The 14,617-nt window shown below is 69.4% G+C and carries 15 protein-coding genes and 2 pseudogenes; 6 read left to right on the top strand and 11 right to left on the bottom strand.

Annotation, left to right across the window (positions count from 1 at the left end; genetic code table 11):
- Window positions 1–65: 65 nt before the first annotated feature.
- From OG953_RS00870 to OG953_RS00855, 4 genes are all read right to left on the bottom strand, one after another.
- The gene (locus OG953_RS00870) at window positions 66–398 is read right to left on the bottom strand and encodes a helix-turn-helix domain-containing protein (RefSeq protein WP_405681907.1); all 333 of its coding nucleotides are present in this window, start codon (window positions 396–398) and stop codon (window positions 66–68) included.
- 113 nt (window positions 399–511) lie between these two features.
- Window positions 512–1,474, bottom strand: a complete 963-nt coding sequence (locus tag OG953_RS00865) for a tyrosine-type recombinase/integrase (protein WP_405681906.1) — start codon at window positions 1,472–1,474, stop codon at window positions 512–514.
- A gap of 259 nt (window positions 1,475–1,733) precedes the next feature.
- Window positions 1,734–2,000: a hypothetical protein gene (locus OG953_RS00860; RefSeq protein ID WP_405681905.1), complete on the bottom strand. Its 267-nt coding sequence runs from the start codon at window positions 1,998–2,000 to the stop codon at window positions 1,734–1,736.
- A gap of 348 nt (window positions 2,001–2,348) precedes the next feature.
- On the bottom strand, window positions 2,349–2,762 hold the full coding sequence (locus tag OG953_RS00855; RefSeq protein ID WP_405681904.1) for a recombinase family protein: 414 nt from the start codon (window positions 2,760–2,762) through the stop codon (window positions 2,349–2,351).
- Between OG953_RS00855 and OG953_RS00850 the strand changes: the two are divergent.
- A pseudogene (locus OG953_RS00850) lies at window positions 2,763–2,966 on the top strand (hypothetical protein); the annotation flags it as partial. It abuts the gene before it with no gap.
- Window positions 2,967–3,183: 217 nt separating this feature from the next.
- On the opposite strand, the gene OG953_RS00845 reads toward OG953_RS00850, so the two are convergent.
- Window positions 3,184–3,573 carry a hypothetical protein gene (locus OG953_RS00845; protein ID WP_405681903.1) on the bottom strand — a complete coding sequence of 130 codons (390 nt, stop codon included), beginning with the start codon at window positions 3,571–3,573 and terminating at the stop codon, window positions 3,184–3,186.
- 194 nt (window positions 3,574–3,767) lie between these two features.
- Window positions 3,768–4,457, bottom strand: coding sequence for a DUF721 domain-containing protein (locus OG953_RS00840; RefSeq protein WP_405681902.1), 690 nt, complete (start codon window positions 4,455–4,457; stop codon window positions 3,768–3,770).
- On the opposite strand from OG953_RS00840, the pseudogene OG953_RS00835 reads away from it, so the two are divergent.
- Window positions 4,456–4,908, top strand: a pseudogene (locus OG953_RS00835) (ABC transporter permease subunit); the annotation flags it as partial. The gene OG953_RS00840 and the pseudogene OG953_RS00835 sit on opposite strands and share 2 nt — an antisense overlap.
- A 26-nt stretch (window positions 4,909–4,934) precedes the next feature.
- On the opposite strand, the gene OG953_RS00830 reads toward OG953_RS00835, so the two are convergent.
- Both OG953_RS00830 and OG953_RS00825 read right to left on the bottom strand, forming a co-directional pair.
- Window positions 4,935–5,633, bottom strand: coding sequence for a hypothetical protein (locus OG953_RS00830; RefSeq protein WP_405681901.1), 699 nt, complete (start codon window positions 5,631–5,633; stop codon window positions 4,935–4,937).
- A 77-nt stretch (window positions 5,634–5,710) separates the two neighbouring features.
- Window positions 5,711–5,878: a hypothetical protein gene (locus tag OG953_RS00825; RefSeq protein ID WP_405681900.1), complete on the bottom strand. Its 168-nt coding sequence runs from the start codon at window positions 5,876–5,878 to the stop codon at window positions 5,711–5,713.
- A gap of 278 nt (window positions 5,879–6,156) precedes the next feature.
- Between OG953_RS00825 and OG953_RS00820 the strand changes: the two genes are divergently transcribed.
- Window positions 6,157–7,851, top strand: coding sequence for a hypothetical protein (locus tag OG953_RS00820; RefSeq protein ID WP_405681899.1), 1,695 nt, complete (start codon window positions 6,157–6,159; stop codon window positions 7,849–7,851).
- Window positions 7,852–8,136: 285 nt separating this feature from the next.
- Window positions 8,137–8,577: a VOC family protein gene (locus OG953_RS00815; RefSeq protein WP_405691544.1), complete on the top strand. Its 441-nt coding sequence runs from the start codon at window positions 8,137–8,139 to the stop codon at window positions 8,575–8,577.
- A 316-nt stretch (window positions 8,578–8,893) separates the two neighbouring features.
- On the opposite strand, the gene OG953_RS00810 is transcribed toward OG953_RS00815, so the two are convergent.
- Genes OG953_RS00810 through OG953_RS00800 form a run of 3 tightly spaced genes read right to left on the bottom strand, consistent with a single transcriptional unit; the run spans window position 8,894 to window position 10,375 of the window.
- Window positions 8,894–9,514, bottom strand: coding sequence for a hypothetical protein (locus tag OG953_RS00810; RefSeq protein WP_405681898.1), 621 nt, complete (start codon window positions 9,512–9,514; stop codon window positions 8,894–8,896).
- A gap of 4 nt (window positions 9,515–9,518) precedes the next feature.
- The gene (locus OG953_RS00805) at window positions 9,519–10,166 is read right to left on the bottom strand and encodes a sigma-70 family RNA polymerase sigma factor (protein ID WP_405681897.1); all 648 of its coding nucleotides are present in this window, start codon (window positions 10,164–10,166) and stop codon (window positions 9,519–9,521) included.
- Between the two features lie 5 nt (window positions 10,167–10,171).
- Window positions 10,172–10,375 carry a hypothetical protein gene (locus OG953_RS00800; RefSeq protein WP_405681894.1) on the bottom strand — a complete coding sequence of 68 codons (204 nt, stop codon included), beginning with the start codon at window positions 10,373–10,375 and terminating at the stop codon, window positions 10,172–10,174.
- A 1,038-nt stretch (window positions 10,376–11,413) separates the two neighbouring features.
- Here OG953_RS00800 and OG953_RS00795 point away from each other — a divergent pair.
- Entirely contained in the window at window positions 11,414–11,830 is a 417-nt protein-coding gene (locus OG953_RS00795; protein ID WP_405681892.1) for a hypothetical protein, read from the top strand.
- Window positions 11,827–14,469 carry an ATP-binding protein gene (locus tag OG953_RS00790; RefSeq protein WP_405681890.1) on the top strand — a complete coding sequence of 881 codons (2,643 nt, stop codon included), beginning with the start codon at window positions 11,827–11,829 and terminating at the stop codon, window positions 14,467–14,469. Before OG953_RS00795 ends, OG953_RS00790 begins: the two co-directional genes overlap by 4 nt.
- The last annotated feature ends 148 nt before the right edge of the window (window positions 14,470–14,617 follow it).

Below are 14,617 nucleotides of genomic sequence, written 5' to 3'. Positions count from 1 at the left end.
AGGCCAGGCAGCTGTCGCAGGAGTCGGTTGGCTTGACGTACCCCTTCGGGAAGCGGGCCACCGGGTCACTCCGGCGGCAGCGACCGGCCGTCCCGGCGCTTGGGGACCACCGCCGGTGGGGTAGCCGCCGCGCCGACAGCGATCCGCTCCGTCTCATTGGCCTGGCCTGGGCGGGAGACCTTCTCGGGCTCTGGGATCAGCAGGTCGCCGATCTCGCAGCCGAGCACGACGCAGATGACGTCCAAGTCCTCCAGCTTCAAGGAGACCGGCTGGCCGGACCACAGGCCGGACACCTTCCCGGCCGAGATGACCAGACCGTGCTCGGCGAGGCTCCGCTGCAGTTCGGACGCCTTCCAGATGCCCTTGTTGGCGGCGGTCAGCCGCAGGTTCCACTTCATCCCATGAGTCCTTCCAGCCGCTTCGCGGCCCGTTGCTGCCCGGCGAGCCAGGCGTCTTCCACCCTGGTTTGCTGGACGTGGACGTACCGCATCGTCGTAGCGATCCAGGAATGTCACAAAACCTCCTGAATTGCGACCAGACCCAGGCCGCCCGCATAGAGCTCGGACGCACAGAATTGCCGCAGGACGTGCGGTGTCAACTTCTCTGCCCAGCTGGGAAGATGAGCCTCGACGGCGGCGGCCAGACCGTTCCGCAGGGCGTCGTCGCCCACCCGGCCCGAGGATCCGTCGGCATTCTTGCGCTCGGAGGGGAACAACGGGGTGCCGGGGCGGGTGTGGTCATCATCGAACTGACCCCAGACGTCCTCAATGAACCACCGCAGCGTCCGGTCCGCACCGTTGATCAGCGGCACCATCCGCTCGTGCGGCCCCGAGCCGCGGGCGCCCTTGCCGAGGCGGACGTGGAGCTTGCCGAACCGGCCCAGGTGCCACTTGATGTCGGTGAGGTCGAGCCCGCACGCCTCGCTCACCCGCAGCCCGACCTGGGACATCAGCTTCGCGGCGGTGTAGTTCCTCGCGGTCGGGGCGAACTTGCGGCAGGTCGCCAGGTCGCCGCCCCAGCCGGTGAACAGCCGGCCGACCTCCGGGGCTGTCGGCGGGATCCGCAGCTGGGCGTCCTTGGAGCCACGCGGGCGGTTCATCTCGTCGATCGGGCACTCGACGACCCGGCCGGTCATGCGGTGGATCTCGACCTTGTGCCGCAGCTCCAGGAACAGGAAGTACGTACTCAGGGCCTGGGAACGGGCCAGGCGGGTGCCGCTGGGCGAGCCCCGCAGCACCCGCCCGAAGTACGCGTCCGCGTCGGCCGGCTCCATGTCCCACAAGGGGCGGCCGAACCAGGTCCGCACCTGTTCCAGGTGCCCGACGTCACCGCGGATCGTGCCGTCCGCCAGCCCCGCCGAGGCCCGTGCCAACACGAAGCCGGCCAGCACGTCGGTCTCGAACCGCTCCAACTCCTCCGCCAAGACCGGATCCCGGTACTTGCGCAGGTCCCGCACCACCGCCAGCGCCGCCAACTCGCGTCTCCTCGCCTTCGACCGGACCGCAGATCGGTCGGACAAGTTGAGAACGCTTCAGGAATCCCGAAGTTACGTCACGGCTCAGCGGAGCACTCGAAGGAGGAAGGAGCCCCTGGCCACGGCCGGGGTCACTCAGCGGGGCTCAGGGGAACTCACGGGATGTCGCACAGACGATGTCCTCCGCCCCCGAGCCGGTGCCAATGCCCATCCGGGTGCTGCTGCCCGGGGACCAGGAGATCGTTGCGCACCTGTGGTCTCAGCGTCGGGCGGGGCGCAGGCAGGCGGCGGCGAACTCGTACAGGGCGTGGCACGCGAACAGGGCGGCGGCCGACGTCGTCGGCGCACCGGTGGGGATGAGCTCGGCGACGTACGTGGCGAAGGTGAGTCCCGTAGTCAGCCGGGACGCCGCCAGCATGCCGGGCTTGCGCCACACCACGGGCAGGTGCTGCCAGGCCGGGTCGGGCGGCGCGGCGGTGACGGCGTGGAGCGGAGTGGGTAGCTCTTCCTGAGTGGCGATGTCCATGTCGTATGCCCTTTCACTCGGGTGGCGCCCGGCATGACTGCGGGGCGTGGAGCCAGAGTGGGCACACGGTGAGGCGTCTGCAATTGCGGCCAAATCGGTTGATTTAAGGCCGAATTCAGCACTGGCGGGTAGGCTGAGGCCTCAGCCCACCCGCCGATGTCAATGGGCCAACAGCGCGGAGCGGATTCCTTCACAAGTTCTCCTCAACTGGAGACAGTGGATCGAAATCTGCGGCTGCCGCGCCATCCTGATGATGCGTCCGGCGCGAACCCGCTGACCCCGGCCGTCCGGGTGTGAGTAGTTTCGGGTACAGAAAGTGCCGCCGAGATTGATCTTGCTGGAGTTGGCCTACCTCGTCGGCGCTTCGAGCTGACGGGGCACGGCGCCAGCGCGCAGCTCGCGCAGATCCGGGATGTGGTTGTAGAGGGTGCCCGGCGAGACGCCCAGCAGCTTGGCGATCGAGGTGATCGAGCGGCCAGGGTCGGGCAGTAGATCGCGGGCGGCGCGGATGACTTCCTCGGTGACGACGCTCGGGCGTCCGCCGACCCGGCCGCGCTCGCGGGCGGCGGCCAGGCCCTCGTTGGTACCGATGACGATGAGTTCGCGGATGAACTCGGCGAGCGCGGCAAAGACGTGGAAGACGAGCCGGCCGCCGGGGGGTGTCCAGGTTCTCGCGCAGCGAGGTGAAGCCGATCCCGCGCTCGCGTAGTTCGGCGACCATGTTGATGAGGTCCTGAAGGGGCCCAGCCAAGGTGAACCCACCTGATGACGGCCACCTGCACGGAGGACGACCTCCAGCGGTTCTACATCTACCGCGACGTACCCGGCAGCTCGATGGTCGGTGTGCAAAACAAGTACACCGGCTCCATGATGGGCCACGACCGGTACACGGACGGGGAGTTCATCCGCCAGTACTCCAGCGGCAGGCAGGACGGTACGGGTACGTACACCCTGATCGGAGTCTGACGGCCCACACCTCGTGAGCGGCCCCGCACGTGAACCCCCGACCTCCCGGTTTCGTGCGGGGCCCTGCGTCCCTACGGGTCCACCGACCGCACCGGCAGTTGCCCGGAGTTCTTCGAGACGCTGGGCGCGATGGACATCTCACTCAAGTCCGGGCACCGCAGATAGCAGGTGCCCCATGACAGACGATCTTGACCGTTTGCCAGGTGACTTTGACCGGTCAGAGCGGGTAGGGGTACAGCTCCACCTTGTCCGCTTCGACGCTGATCTCCACCCAGGCTTTGTCCGGCGGTGGCGGCGAACCGACCTCGAACAGCACCTGTGAGTCACCCATCTCAAGGACAGCGGCGCCGTCTTCGGTGAGCTGGAGCCGTCCTCGTAGGAGGACCCGGCCGGCCTCCTCGCGCACCCCCGGTTCGGCGAGGGCGGTCGACCGTGTGTTGCGGCCCCAGAGGATGTCCCCGTCGACGGTCCATTCGATGTGGTGCCAGCCAACCGCGTTGTCCAGGTCGCCGCGCCACACGGCCACGGCGCTGCCGACAGGCGTGTGGACCCGGACCCTCGGCAACCCCGACGGACCCAGCGGCAGCAACTCGGTACGCACCAGCACAACCCGATCATCCACCACCCGGCCGACGCGGTCAGGGGCAGCCGGGGCAGGACGGTCAAGATCTCTTGGCAATCGGTCAGGACCACCTGCCAGAGGACAGCAGGGTTGCGATGCCTGGAGAAGTCTGCGACCGGACAACAGCCGCCCGCACCGCACCCACCTGCGGAAACGGCCTGTGAGGCTCACAGGAGGCGTCACGCCGTCTGGCCCAGGCACTGCGGCACGGCCACTTCCCGACCCGCCTTCTCGTCTCGGGCCCGGCGCAGCGCGGCGGCCTCGGTCGTCGCGGCGTGGCGGCGGCGCTGGACGCGGGCCTGGTCGATCGGGGCCGGCGCATCGTCCGGTACGACGTCGGGCTCGGGGAACGCGCGGCGGGACAGCTCCCGCATCGCGGCGGTCTGCCGCTTCACCGCCTGGGCGATGCCCGGGTCCGCCAGGGACGGCCTCGCGGCTTGGCGGTGCGCCTCGATGGCACGGCGGTAGCCCTCCGGCGGGGCCAGTCGCTGTCTCTGCACGGCGGGCACGGTCGGCGGGTCCGGTTCGGCGGCGGCCGTGGCGGGGCCGGCCTTCACGGGTGCGGGCGCCAGGACGTGGAGGGCGCGGACGTTCACGCCGGACACCGTCGTGTTCGCCGCCGCGATCAGTTTCGGCGCGCTCCAGCGCAGCTGCGTGCCGCAGGCCGGGGCGTCGGGGACGACGTCCAGGCGGCCGGTCTCCACGTCGAACGCCACCGCCTTGGCGCGCCCGGCGAGCTCGGGCGCAGCCGCGGCGAGGATGGTGTCGAAGTGGGCGAGGACGCTGCCGCCGGCGACGGGGCCGACCATGCCGCGCTCGGTCATCATCCGGCTGATCGCGCTGCCGAGTCCGAGCGGCTCGGCGACCATGCCCGCCGTCCTCGCCGGCCTGCTCGTGACCGCGGCCATCGGCCCCTCCCTCTGGGGCGCCGCCCTCGCCGTGTGCCTCGTCGGCTGGAGTCCGTACGCCGCCCAGAGCGCCGCGCTGCTCGAACAGGAACGGGCCGGCGGCCATATCGCCGCCGCCCGCTCCCTTGGCGCCGGACGAGGCCACCTCCTGCGCCGCCACCTGCTCCCCGCCCTCAGCGCCCCGCTCCTGCGCAACGCCCTGCTCCGCCTGCCCACCACGATCCTCGTCCTGGCCTCGCTCGGCTTCCTCGGCCTCGGCGAACAGCCCCCCACCCCCGAGTGGGGACGGCTGCTCTCCGAGAACCAGCCCTACGCCGAACTCGCCCCCTGAACCGTCCTCGCCCCGGCCTGCGCCCTGATCCTCCTCTCCGTCCTCGCCGTCACGGCCCCTCAGGTTAGACGGCACCGCTGACCTCCGGCGGCAGGCGGCAGGCGCGCCTACCGGGTGATCGTCCTCGCCCCGTACGCGCTGTCCGAGGGAGTCAGGGGCGATACGGGGGTGGACCCGGCCACCCGGGGTGCGGCCTGGAGCTGCGCGGCGCTGACCTTGGGGCCGGTGGGGCTGCCCAGGCGGACCTCGCCACGTCGGACGGCTTCGGCCGCGCTGATCTTCGGGGCCGCCGGGGTGCCGCTCATGGCAAGCCCGACGCGGGGAACCCAGTGGTTGCCGGATACGACCCAACTGCCCCGCCAGGCCACCCCGTCCCAGCCGTACGCGGCCGTGTTCGTGGCGTACCAGACGTCACCGCCGCACGCTCGGTTGATGTCGCCCGCGAGCTCCACGCCCACGGCGGGAACGGGGTTGCGGAGCGGTCCGAACCCGGCGCACTTCCACCACACACCCGCCGCCATGTCGAAGGCGAGGATGTGCCGCTCGGTGGAGAGCCAGCCCGTGTACTGGTTCGCGAGTTGGCAACCCCCGCTGGACGTACGGTTGTAGCCGTACGTGATGCTCCGCGAGTATCCGCCGCCGTTGGAGCCCGCGCTGGTCTCCGCGTAGCCGGCGACGCACCTCACGTTGTCCGTGTGCGTGTACCGGAAGCTGGAGACGGCGGACGCCTGGCCGGTGAAGCCGATGACCAGGCCGAGGGCGACCGCCGCGGAGCCCAGGATGCGGGCGATGTCGGATCTTTTCATGCTTACTCCTCCGTCGTGTGTCCGGTGCCGCGAGCGCATGCGATCGCGGCACCGGCGGGCTGTCAGGAACCGAGGGGCTACCAAGTGGGGCCGGAGCGCGGCTCCTCCGCGCGCCGCCTGGCCTCCTGCTCCTCGATCCGCGCCCGGTGCTCGGCTTCCTGCCTGGCCCGGAACTCCGCGTGCTCGCGCTCGGCGCGCTGGCGGTTCTCCTCGATCTCACGCACCTCGTCGTCACTCAGCGGCATGACGTCCTCCTGTCTGTCGTGGGTCCGGGCCGACCGGGCCCGCCCGCGCCCCCTGGGGTACGGGCGAAACCTTTCGGGTTCGAGGGAGGTCGAAGCCTCCTCACCCCGAGCTTTCGCCGACAGGCGGTTGTTACGCAGCCCTCTCCCGGCGGTGAATCAATCCGCGCATCGCCGCCGTACGACGCAAAAGCGCCTTGCCGCCCCCGCCTTGGTACGGCTTGGATACATGACCGGCAGGAGACCGGTCGGCGGCGCCGCCCGGAAGGGGGGGCGCGATCGTGGGACGCCAGGAGAAGCCCGTGGACCCGGCGGCCGGACCGGTGGCCGTGTTCGCTCTCGCGTTGCGGCAGCTTCGGAAGGAGGCGGGCAGCCCCACGTACGGGACGATGGCCCGCCACGCCACGGCCTACTCCGCGGCCACGTTCTCCCGGGCCGCCGCGGGCGAGCAGCTCCCGACGCTGCCGGTGCTGCACGCGTACGTCGCCGCCTGCGGGGGCGACCCCGTGGAGTGGGAACACCGCTGGGCCCGGGTGTCCGACGAACTGGCCTCCCGGGCCGCAGAGTCCTCGGACGAACCGGCCCCCTACCTCGGGCTGGCCCGGTTCGAGCCCGGCGACAGCGACCTCTACTTCGGCCGCGACCGGCTGGTCCACGACCTGTTGGCACTCACGGACCGACACCGGGTCGTCGCCGTCTTCGGCTCCTCCGGCAGTGGCAAATCCTCCTTGCTGAGGGCGGGCCTCGTCCCCCGGCTCCGTGAACGTTCCGTCCCCACGGCGGCGGTCCGCCTCCTCACTCCCGGCGGGCGGCCCCTGAGCCGACACCGTGAGGCCCTCCGCCCGGCCGACGCTCCGGGCGACACCTGGCTGATCGTCGACCAGTTCGAGGAACTGTTCACCCTCTGCCAGGACACCGGGGAGAGAAACGGCTTCCTCGCGGGCCTGCTCGCCGCCCGCGAGCCGGGCAGCCGCTTGCACGTCGTCCTCGGCATCCGGGCGGACTTCTACCCGCACTGCCTGACTCACACCGAATTCGCCCAGACGATCCGGAGGGCCAGCCTCCCCGTGAGCCCGCTGACCCGTGACGAACTGCGCAAGGCCATCATCGGCCCCGCGACGGCCCGCTCCCTGGTCGTGGAACGGGCTCTGACCGCCACCCTGATCGACGAGGTCCACGGCCGGAGCGCCGGCCTGCCGTTCCTCTCCCACGCGCTGCTGGAAACCTGGCGCCGACGCCGCGGTCGCACGCTCACCCTGGAGGGGTACGAGCGGGCCGGGGCCATGCGGGGCGTGATCGCCCAGAGCGCGGAGGCCGCGTACGCACGCATGGACCCCGCCCAGGCCGAGACGACCCGTCAGGTGATGCTGCGGCTGATCACTCCCGGCGCCGAAGCCCCGGACACCCGTCGGCCCACCAGCCGCAGGGAGATCGAATCCACCGGAGACGTACGGGAGACCAGAACGGTTCTGGACATCCTGGCGCGGGCCCGGCTGATCACCCTCGACGGGGACACCGTCGACCTGGCCCACGAGGCCCTCATCACCGCCTGGCCCCGACTGCACGCCTGGATCGAGGAGGACCGCGAGAAACTGCGCCTGCACCGCTGGCTCACCGACGCCGCCGAGGCCTGGGAATCCGTCGGCCGTGACCCCGGCGTGCGCATATCACCGGTCCGCCTCACCCAGCTCGACGCGCACTTCACCACACCCGCCGACCGCGGCCGGCTGACCACCCTCGAAGCCGATTTCATCGCCGCCGGCAGAGCCACCCATCGACGCGGCAACCGCGTCCGCTGGACCGCACGGGCCGTCGTACCCCTCCTGGCGATGATGACCGTCATCGCCGCTCGCCTCGCCTGGGGCCAGAACCGTGCCACACGGCAACACCCCCTGGCGGCGCCGGCCCCGTACACCACCGCTGCCGCCGTCTGCCCACCGCCGACCCGGTCGAGACGCCGAACCAGGGGCTCATGAGGTGACCGCGGCCGTCACAGCGGTGCCACAGGAGCTGGTGACGTGACGTGGCATGACGCGCGGGCGTGACCTGCGGCCGATCGGACTCGTACGTCCGTCTGCGCGGACCTCGGCGGGCGACGGCACACGGCACGGGCGGACTCCTGGTGTCGCTTCGTACCCGTGAGCACCTCGGCCGTAAGGTCGGCGGCAGTCGTGGTGTACGTGTCCCCGGACGAGTGTGGCGGGAGCCGCTGGGACATCAGCGGCCACCACCGGCCGCACGAGGAAGAAGGAGAAACCAGCATGGCGATCCAGCAGATGGACAACGTCGGCATCGTGGTCGACGACATGGATGCCGCCATCGCGTTCTTCGTGGAACTCGGTATGGAGCTGGAGGGCAGGGCGCAGGTCGAGGGCCTCGTCGCCGACCAGTGCACCGGACTCGACGGCGTCCGCTGTGACATCGCGATGGTCCGGACCCCGGACGGTCACAGCCGGCTCGAGCTGGCGAAGTACCGCAGCCCCGAGGTGATCAGCGCCGGGCCGCGCAACCGGCCGCACAACATTCTGGGCACGCACCGCGTCATGTTCGCCGTCGACGACATCGAGGACACCGTTGCCCGCCTGCGCCCTCACGGCGCCGAACTCGTAGGCGAGATCGCCCGGTTCGAGGACAGCCATCTGATCTGCTACATCCGCGGCCCGGAGGGCATCATCGTCGGACTGGCCGAGCAACTGTGCTGAGAGGGCATTTATGCAGGTCAAGGTAGGTAAGCGCCTTATGTGAGTGTCCCACTATGATGCGTTTCGCCCTGTAGATACTGAATGTCACTCGGTAAGGCGTGGACCTCGTCGCCCGTCTCGTCCGCTTCTGGTCTCGGAAACCCGTCTGACGTAGAGATGCGCCAGAACCTCCTGACCTTCTACGGAACGGATCCTTCCGGCTCGGCCGTGATCACGCTGGGCCGTGAGTGAGCGCAAGCCGTACCCCAGCGACCTGTCCGACGCCCGATGGGCCCTGATCGAGCCGACGTTGACGGCCTGGCGGATCGGGCCCGGCTTAAAGGGCGTCGGCGAGTTCTTCGATTCGGTCGGCCAGGTGCTGAGCGGGGCGTAGGACCCTGCTGTAGCCGGATTCCTCGACTGCGTCGACCTTGAGCCTGCGGACGGCCGCGCGTAGGGCTTCGCGTTGGATGAGTTGGTGGCGGGCGGGCGGGTGCGGGACGGCGGGGCCCTCGAAGGTGGCGGCTTCTAGGGCCCAGTGGTCGGCGTCGCGGAGTTCGCCGCGGGAGAGGTGGTAGAGGTGGAGGCAGTAGGCGGAGGTGGCGTTGCCGACGCCGGCGGAGAACTGCCACCAGAAGCGGGCACCTTCGCGCTCGTCGACGAGGAAGAGCAGGGAGGCGAAGCGGAGGGCGCCGTCTTCATCGATGCCTTCGTGGGCGAGCTGGGCGACGTGCTCAGCGGCGTCTCGGTGGCGCAGGAGGTGGGTGGACAAGGTGGCGAGTTCCCTGCCGGCCTCGTTGTGGAGGGTGGGGAAGTGGCCGGCCGGGGCGGGCAGCGCGCCGAACATCATGGAGGCGGCGACGTCGCGGACGATCTCCTGCTTGAGGTCGGCGAGATCCTTGTCGGTGAACGGGTCGGGGCATCCGGCACCGCCGAGAACGTCGTGGATGCTGCGCACGGTGTTACTCCTTCTCATTCTCGTCGTCGGTGGCCGATTCCAATGACAGGCCGAGCTTGATGGCGATGCGTTCGCGGGCCAGACGCCGGTGGGAGCGGACGGTGTCCGGTTTGATGCCCATGATGCGGGCGATCCGGTTCGAGGGGTAGCCCAGGACGTAGTGCATGACGATGACGTCGAACTGCCGCTCGGGCAGGCCGGCTATCGCTGTGTAGAGGCCGAGGGCGGACTCCATCACCTCGAACTGGCGCCGGATCACTTCGAGGGTGGCGCGCGCGGCCTGCTGGAAGGCGGCGGTCTGCACCATCTGGGAGGTCTGGCCCACCAGCCGCAGGTGGGTTTCCACCCGTTGCTTGAGCAGTTTCCAGGCGTACGCCTCGGGGCTTTCCTCCTTCAGCACGTTCGCCCAGTTCAGAGCGAGGTGAGAGTAGCAGCGCCGTATCACGGCTTTGGCGGCGTCCTTGTCGCCGAGCATGGTGTGCGCGTATCGCAGGTGGGCGCGGGCGTAGAGGTCGTAGAACGCCTCCTGGTCCGGTGTCATCTGGAACTCGATGCCCGTCAGGTTGTTGATCTCTTCCAGGAAGCTGGAGCGGGGGAGGTCATACTGGGCTCCTGATCCGTCCGGCTCCTCCGGCGACGGTGTGACGGCCACAGGCCTCACACCTCCCCGTTGCGCGGGTCCGGCAGCGGCGGGACCTCCTGACGGGTGCCGGCGGCGCCGGACGCGTTTTCCAGCAGTTGGGTGGCACCAATCCGCACCCCGGCGCTGAGGAGGCGCCGAGTCAGGGCGCGCGCCTCGGGAGCGAATACGCGCAGGGCGGTAACGACCGCCAGCGCGACGAGAAGTTCGTGAACGACCACAGTTCCCATTCCTCAGGGATCACACAGGACGGTGCTCCATCCCCCTTCTCGGGAACACCGGAGGGTGTCTTTGCCCTCAACCGCAGCTTTTCGAATCACCATGGGCAAACGCGTATCGCGGTCCCATCATTTTTGACCAGGAGCGATCACGCGATTACGAACAGGAGTAGACCACTCCTTGCTGCTACGTCATGATCACGTAAAGTTAAGCTGCCTACCAGCGTAAACAGTGCGGCAGGGGTGGCCACAGGCCTCCACACCTCCCGCGCCCACCCGAACCTCCACACCCGCAACGTGACTCACATCACGCTCGTTAGACAGGAGTTCAGCGTACGACCCAGACTCTGTGGAGGTTCCATTCGTGCGGCGAAGTCCTCGGACCGCGCCGGACCCCACCAGGCCGCCCTGTCACCGAACCACTCGGGCCACGCCAGCTCCGGTCCCGGCTGCCGGCGACGGCTCCGGCAGCTTCAGCCGGGCCCGCGAAGATGCGCCGGTTCCGCCCCGGCATGACGATCGGAACACACGAAGGCCCAGCCCGCGGGAGGCCCACAGCACCTCTGCGCAACTGGCCTCCTGGGTCAAGGGCCTCGACGGGCCCGGCCTCGCCGAACGGCTGCGCCGCCTGCAGGTGATCCTCGGCGCGTACGGTGCCGCCCTGCCCCCGACGGCGCTGAAGCCAACGGCACCACGGCCGTCGGCGCCCGCGACGAGGTCCTAGCGCTCCTGGACGAACTGCGCGCAGCCCGCCACGGCGTCGACACCCAAGCGGAGGAATGGACCCATTGACCCCAATGGGTCTACCCCCTGCTGAACTGTGTCAGCGACGGCTGATGCTTCGGCCCCCATAGTCATGTGCCATGGGCTTGTTCCGGTCTCCACCTACGGCAATGTGGGCAGAAACCGTCTTCCGACCCTCGCAGCAGCCTCCTATCCTGGTCACTCCGCTCAACAGCGGCATTCCTCTTCATCTCATGTCATGACCTGTTCGGCACGGGCGATGGCCGTTCTCCTCGGTGTCCGGACAAGGGGAGGGCGATGGATCCGGTAGTGCTGGCGGCAGGCACGGCGCTGGTAAGCGCGATGACCACTGACGCCTGGCAGCAAGCTAGAACAGCGGCGATTGCCTGGTGGCGACAGGCTCGCCCCGACCGGGCAGGGCAGGTGGAAAACGACCTGGACGGCGCCCGCATCCAGCTTCTCGCGGCGCGGGATACGGGCGATGAGGACACCGAACAGGCCATGATCGGAGCCTGGCAATTGCGCCTGCACCAGCTCCTCGCCGAAGACCCCGCCCTCGCGGAAGGGCTGCGACGGCTGCTGGAAAGCCACCTCCAGCCTGCTCTTCCCACGAGCGAGCAGAACCAGATCGGCTCGATCGTCCAGCGCGCCGAGGCGCGCGACAACGCGCGGGTGTACATGGCCGGCCGCGACCAGCACATCACCGACCGATGACCACCCCCGAAATCAGCCCAAACGACACCACGGCCCAAGTGCGGATCGAGGCCCACGCCGACGACAACGCCCGCGTCTACGCAGCCGGGCGAGACCAGTACATCCTCCACGAGCAGGCGCCCGCGCCGATCACCGCGCTGCGGACCGTACCCCGTGACGTGGCTGCCTTCACCGGCCGCCACGCCGAGGTGGATCAGCTGCTGGCCGCCGCCCAGCCGGCCGAGGTGGTGGCCATCTACACCGTCGACGGCATGGCCGGGGTGGGCAAAACCGCCCTCGTCGTCCACGCTGCCCGCCAGCTGATCGACCGCTTCCCTGACGGGCAGTTGTTCTTGCGTCTGCACGCCCACACCCCCGGTCAGAGGCCGGCCGACCCCGCCGAGGCGCTGGCCGCCCTGCTGATCAGCATCGGCATCGATCCGCGCCACATCCCCGAGGGCCTAGACGCCCGCGCTGGCCTGTGGCGCGACCGGCTGACCGACAAGCGGATGCTCCTGGTCCTGGACGACGCCGCCGACCACGCGCAGGTCGAGCCGCTCTTGCCCGGGGCTGAAGGCTGCCTAGTGCTGGTCACGAGCCGCCGACGCATCGCCGCCCTGGACGGCGCCACCCCACTGCCGCTGGACACCCTCCCCGCGGAGGACGCGGCGCTGCTGTTCACCCGCCTGGCCCACCGCACCCCCGCATCCGCGGAAGGCAGTGCGGTCGCCGACATCGTCCGGCTGTGCGGCTACCTACCCCTGGCCATCGCCCTACTCGCCGGCCGCTTCGCCCACCACCCCCACTGGAACCTGGCTGAGTACGCGCAAGAGTTCACCGAAACCCAGGACCGACTCGGCGAACTTGTCGTCGGCGACCGCGCGGTGGCCGCTGCGTTCGAGGTGTCCTACCGCGCCCTTCCACCACAGCGGAAGCGTCTCTTTCGCTACCTGGGCCTGCATCCCGGTCCTGAAACCGACGTCTACGCCACCGCCGCTCTCGCCAACATCCCTCTCGCGCAGGCCCACCAGGAGCTGGAAGCTCTCTACGACGACCACCTCATCGATTCCCCCACCACCGGCCGTTACCACCTCCACGACCTTCTACGCACCTACGCCCACACGCTCGCCGATCAGGACCCTGCCGACGACCATGACGCCGCCCGGGGCCGGTTACTGAACTACTACCAGCACACCACCGAGACAGCCGATCGCCACCTTGCGGAGGCTCCCCTCCCTGCCACCCCGTCCGTCGACGCTGCCCCGGCTGCCGCACCCACCTTGGCCACCTACGAGCAGGCCCTCGCCTGGATGCGCATCGAAAACGCGAACCTCATCGCCTGCACCCATCACGTCGCCAACACCGCCCAGCACTTGCGCGCCATCCGGCTCACCGCTGCTCTGGCCTCTTTCCTCTACCTGCAAGGACCTTGGGATGGAGCCATCACGCTCCATCAGGCCGCGGTCACGATCGCTCGCCACATCGGCGACCGCCTCGCCGAAGCAGGTGCGCTGCTCGTGCTGAGCCGGCTTCGGTATCGGACGGAGGACTACCAGGCGGCGGCCGAGTTGGCGCAGCAGGCACTGGACCTCTACCGCACCCTGGGCAACCACCTCGGCCAAGCAAGCGCCCTACGGGATCTGGGCCAAGCAAGGGGCACGGCCGGGGACTACCAGGCGGGGGCCGGCTTTGCTCAGCAGGCGCTTGACCTCTACCGCACCTTGGGCAACCGCCTCGGCGAAGCAGGCGCCCTGCGGGTTCTGGGCCAAGTACGCAACATGACGGGGGACTACCGGGCGGCGGCCGACTTTGCTCAGCAGGCGCTTGACCTCTACCGCACCTTGGGCAACCGCCTCGGCGAAGCCAACGTCCTGTGGGATCTGGGCTGGGTGCGCAACATGACGGGGGACTACTGGGCGGCGGTGGATCTGGAGAAGCGGGCACTTGACCTCTATCGCAGCCTCGGCAACCGCCTCGGCGAAGCCAACGCCCAACAGGTGCTGGGCTGGGTACGGTGCGCGACCGGCGACTACCCAGCTGCGGCTGATCTGCTGCAGCAGGCGACGAGCCTCTACCGCACCCTCGGCAATCAGCATGGCGAGGCTCACGCCCTGCACGAGCTGAGCCGGGTACGGATTCGGACCGGGGACCTGTCGGTGGCGGCCGATTTTGCGCAGCAGGCATTGAACCTCTACCGCACCCTGGGTAACCATCACGGCGAAGCCAACGCTCTGCAGGAGCTAGGCCGGGTGCGGACTAAGACCGGGGACTATCCGGTGGCAAGCGACCTCCTGCAACAGTCTCTGGTCCTGTTTCGGGAAGTGGGCGACGTCCAAGGGGAAGCCGAAGCGCTCAACAGCACGGGCACTCTCCTGGCCGAGTCCACTGGCCCGGAGGAGGCGCTCTCCGTGTACGGGGAAGCCTTACACCTCGCACGCCAGGTACAAAGCCCTCTGGACGAAGCCCGCGCCCTCGAAGGCGCCGCCCGCTGCCACGCACGCACCGGCGCCCACCACGCCGCCCTCGCCGACCTTCGCCAAGCGGTGAGCATCTACGATCGCATCGGCGCCGCCGAAGCATCCACCGCCACCGATTACCTGGCACAACTGCAAACCGATTACCCAGAAGAGGCTGCCGCTCAGGAATCACGAGATCAGTAAGCAGTGACTCGCAGCCGGGACTACGACGGATCATGCGCGAGGAGCAGTGTCAAAAAGTCGGTCTGCTCAAGAACGGCCCTGCTCGACCGCTGGCGCTCTCGCGGCCGGGGCGGGAGCCGGGTGGACAAAACGCCCGTCGGATCGTAAG

Source organism: Streptomyces sp. NBC_00057, from assembly GCF_045041165.1.
Lineage (GTDB): Bacteria > Actinomycetota > Actinomycetes > Streptomycetales > Streptomycetaceae > Streptomyces.
The sequence above is the reverse complement of the archived record's forward strand: the minus strand, read 5'-3'. Positions and strand labels throughout refer to the sequence as shown.

Excerpts from the sequence above, each read along its gene's own strand:
- OG953_RS00870 (WP_405681907.1), bottom strand. The coding sequence starts at position 398 with ATGAAGTGGAACCTGCGGCTGACCGCCGCCAACAAGGGCATCTGGAAG.
- OG953_RS00860 (WP_405681905.1), bottom strand. The coding sequence starts at position 2,000 with ATGGACATCGCCACTCAGGAAGAGCTACCCACTCCGCTCCACGCCGTC.
- OG953_RS00795 (WP_405681892.1), top strand. The coding sequence starts at position 11,414 with ATGGATCCGGTAGTGCTGGCGGCAGGCACGGCGCTGGTAAGCGCGATG.
- OG953_RS00790 (WP_405681890.1), top strand. The coding sequence starts at position 11,827 with ATGACCACCCCCGAAATCAGCCCAAACGACACCACGGCCCAAGTGCGG.
- OG953_RS00825 (WP_405681900.1), bottom strand. The coding sequence starts at position 5,878 with ATGCCGCTGAGTGACGACGAGGTGCGTGAGATCGAGGAGAACCGCCAG.
- OG953_RS00830 (WP_405681901.1), bottom strand. The coding sequence starts at position 5,633 with ATGAAAAGATCCGACATCGCCCGCATCCTGGGCTCCGCGGCGGTCGCC.
- OG953_RS00815 (WP_405691544.1), top strand. The coding sequence starts at position 8,137 with ATGGCGATCCAGCAGATGGACAACGTCGGCATCGTGGTCGACGACATG.
- OG953_RS00840 (WP_405681902.1), bottom strand. The coding sequence starts at position 4,457 with ATGGTCGCCGAGCCGCTCGGACTCGGCAGCGCGATCAGCCGGATGATG.